The sequence below is a fragment of the Aquimarina sp. MMG015 genome (genome assembly GCF_018100855.1).
In the GTDB taxonomy this organism is placed as follows: Bacteria; Bacteroidota; Bacteroidia; order Flavobacteriales; family Flavobacteriaceae; genus Aquimarina; species Aquimarina latercula.
In genome coordinates, this window is record NZ_JAGJEB010000025.1 from 1 (window position 1) to 3,243 (window position 3,243).

At 47.2% G+C, this 3,243-nt stretch carries 2 rRNA genes; both read left to right on the forward strand.

The window, feature by feature from the left end:
• Positions 1 to 130 precede the first annotated feature (130 nt).
• A 23S ribosomal RNA gene (locus J8L88_RS23300) occupies positions 131 to 2,952 on the forward strand.
• 142 nt (positions 2,953 to 3,094) lie between these two features.
• Positions 3,095 to 3,202: ribosomal RNA gene (gene rrf, locus J8L88_RS23305) — 5S ribosomal RNA — on the forward strand.
• Positions 3,203 to 3,243 lie beyond the last annotated feature (41 nt).

The following is a 3,243-nucleotide window of genomic DNA, read 5'->3' on the forward strand; positions in this document are numbered from 1 at the left end:
CGTTCATTGACATATTGATTTAAAGAATACGAGCGTTATATGTTCTCACAGGAGACATGTAACGACAAAAATAAAAGAGCGATGATATTTATTTATCATCAAAAACTAAAAGAGCAAGTTAAAGCAAGACGCATAAGCTAATTAAGGGCGTATGGGGAATGCCTAGGCTCTCAGAGGCGATGAAGGACGTGATAAGCTGCGAAAAGCTGTGGGGAGTGGCACATACACTATGATCCGCAGATGTCCGAATGGGGCAACCCGGCATATTGAAGATATGTCACCTAGCAATAGGAGCGAACCCGGAGAACTGAAACATCTAAGTACCCGGAGGAGAAGAAAACAATAGTGATTCCGTTAGTAGTGGCGAGCGAACGCGGATTAGCCCAAACCAGTATTGTTACGGCAATGCTGGGGTTGTAGGACCACGTTATAAGATGTATATTGAATTAGAACAGTTTGGAAAGACTGACCGTAGAGGGTGATAGTCCCGTATAGGTAAGATATATTGATTTAGTGGTATCCTGAGTAGTGCGGGGCACGTGTAACCCTGTATGAATCTGTCGGGACCATCCGATAAGGCTAAATACTCCTGAGAGACCGATAGTGAACCAGTACCGTGAGGGAAAGGTGAAAAGAACCCTGAATAAGGGAGTGAAATAGATCCTGAAACCATACGCTTACAAGCGGTCGGAGGCCTTCGGGCTGACGGCGTGCCTTTTGCATAATGAGCCTACGAGTTACTTTTACTAGCAAGGTTAATCCGTTAAGCGGAGCAGCCGTAGCGAAAGCGAGTCTGAATAGGGCGTTATAGTTAGTAGTAGTAGACGCGAAACCGTGTGATCTACCCTTGGGCAGGTTGAAGCTTTGTTAACCCAAAGTGGAGGACCGAACCCGTTGACGTTGAAAAGTCTTGGGATGACCTGAGGGTAGGGGTGAAAGGCCAATCAAACTCGGAAATAGCTCGTACTCCCCGAAATGCATTTAGGTGCAGCGTTGATTTATAGTTTTATAGAGGTAGAGCTACTGATTGGATGCGGGGGCTTCACCGCCTACCAATTCCTGACAAACTCCGAATGCTATAAAATGTTAATCAGCAGTGAGGGCATGGGTGCTAAGGTCCATGTCCGAGAGGGAAAGAACCCAGACCATCAGCTAAGGTCCCTAAATATATGTTAAGTTGAATAAACGCGGTTGAACTGCTTAGACAGCTAGGATGTTGGCTTGGAAGCAGCCATTCATTTAAAGAGTGCGTAACAGCTCACTAGTCGAGCGGTTCGGCATGGATAATAATCGGGCATAAACATATTACCGAAGCTATGGACTTCGTAAGAAGTGGTAGGGGAGCATTGTAGTGGCGTTGAAGGTGAGAGGCGATTCTTGCTGGAGCAGCTACAAAAGAAAATGTAGGCATAAGTAACGATAATGCGGGCGAGAAACCCGCACACCGAAAGACTAAGGTTTCCTCAGCTATGCTAATCAGCTGAGGGTTAGTCGGGACCTAACGCGAACCCGAAAGGGGTAGTGGATGGACAACAGGTTAATATTCCTGTACCTGCTCACGTTAAAAGTGACGGAGGCGTATATTTGGTGCGAACTGACGGAATAGTTCGTTGAAGCGAGTAGTAATACCGCGATAGTACACAGAGGCTTCGGCCAATGTGATAATCCAGAGAAGCGACTTCCAAGAAAAACAAGTGAAGCAGCCCGTACCGTAAACCGACACAGGTAGTTGGGATGAGAATTCTAAGGTGCTCGAGAGATTCATGGCTAAGGAACTAGGCAAAATCGACCCGTAACTTCGGGAGAAGGGTCGCCCATCTTATGATGGGCCGCAGTGAAGAGGTCCAGGCGACTGTTTATCAAAAACACAGGGCTATGCTAAATAGAAATATGATGTATATGGCCTGACACCTGCCCGGTGCCGGAAGGTTAAGAGGAGGGTTTAGCTTCGGCGAAGATCTGAATTGAAGCCCCGGTAAACGGCGGCCGTAACTATAACGGTCCTAAGGTAGCGAAATTCCTTGTCGGGTAAGTTCCGACCTGCACGAATGGTGCAACGATCTGGACACTGTCTCAGCCATGAGCTCGGTGAAATTGTAGTATCGGTGAAGATGCCGGTTACCCGCTGTGGGACGAAAAGACCCTGTGAACCTTTACTATAGCTTAGTATTGACTTTGGATAAGTAATGTGTAGGATAGGTGGGAGACTTTGAAGTGGCGTCGCCAGGCGTTGTGGAGTCATTGTTGAAATACCACCCTTTGCTTATTCGAAGCCTAACATCGCGAGATGGACAGTGCTTGGTGGGTAGTTTGACTGGGGTGGTCGCCTCCAAAAGAGTAACGGAGGCTTCTAAAGGTCTGCTCAGTACGGTTGGTAATCGTGCGTAGAGTGCAATGGCATAAGCAGGCTTGACTGAGAGACATACAGGTCGATCAGGTACGAAAGTAGAGCATAGTGATCCGGTGGTTCCGCATGGAAGGGCCATCGCTCAAAGGATAAAAGGTACTCCGGGGATAACAGGCTGATCTCCCCCAAGAGCTCACATCGACGGGGGGGTTTGGCACCTCGATGTCGGCTCGTCACATCCTGGGGCTGGAGAAGGTCCCAAGGGTTGGGCTGTTCGCCCATTAAAGTGGCACGCGAGCTGGGTTCAGAACGTCGTGAGACAGTTCGGTCTCTATCTACAGTGGGCGTTAGAAATTTGAGTGGATCTGACTTTAGTACGAGAGGACCGAGTTGGACGAACCGCTGGTGTATCTGTTGTTCCGCCAGGAGCATTGCAGAGTAGCTACGTTCGGAAGGGATAAGCGCTGAAAGCATATAAGCGCGAAACCCACCACAAGATGAGATTTCTTTAAAGGGTCGTGGGAGACTACCACGTTGATAGGCTATAGGTGTAAAGGCAGTAATGTCATAGCCGAGTAGTACTAATAACCCATAGGCTTATGCGCACGTCCTGCTAAGCAATTAGCAGGACGGAGAATTGCTTTGATAGCTTCTTTTTAGTTACTTTTTTAGATCGTATTTTATTATTTAAATCAATATGTCAACAATATTAGTTGATCTCTTATCATTAAGAATCAACCAACAGCTTAAGGTGGTTATAGCATCGGGGCTCACCTCTTACCATTCCGAACAGAGAAGTTAAGCCCGTTAGCGCCAATGGTACTACAATCGTGGGAGAGTAGGTCGCCGCCTTCCTTGAAAACCCTTCAATACTAAATTGAAGGGTTTTTTTATAC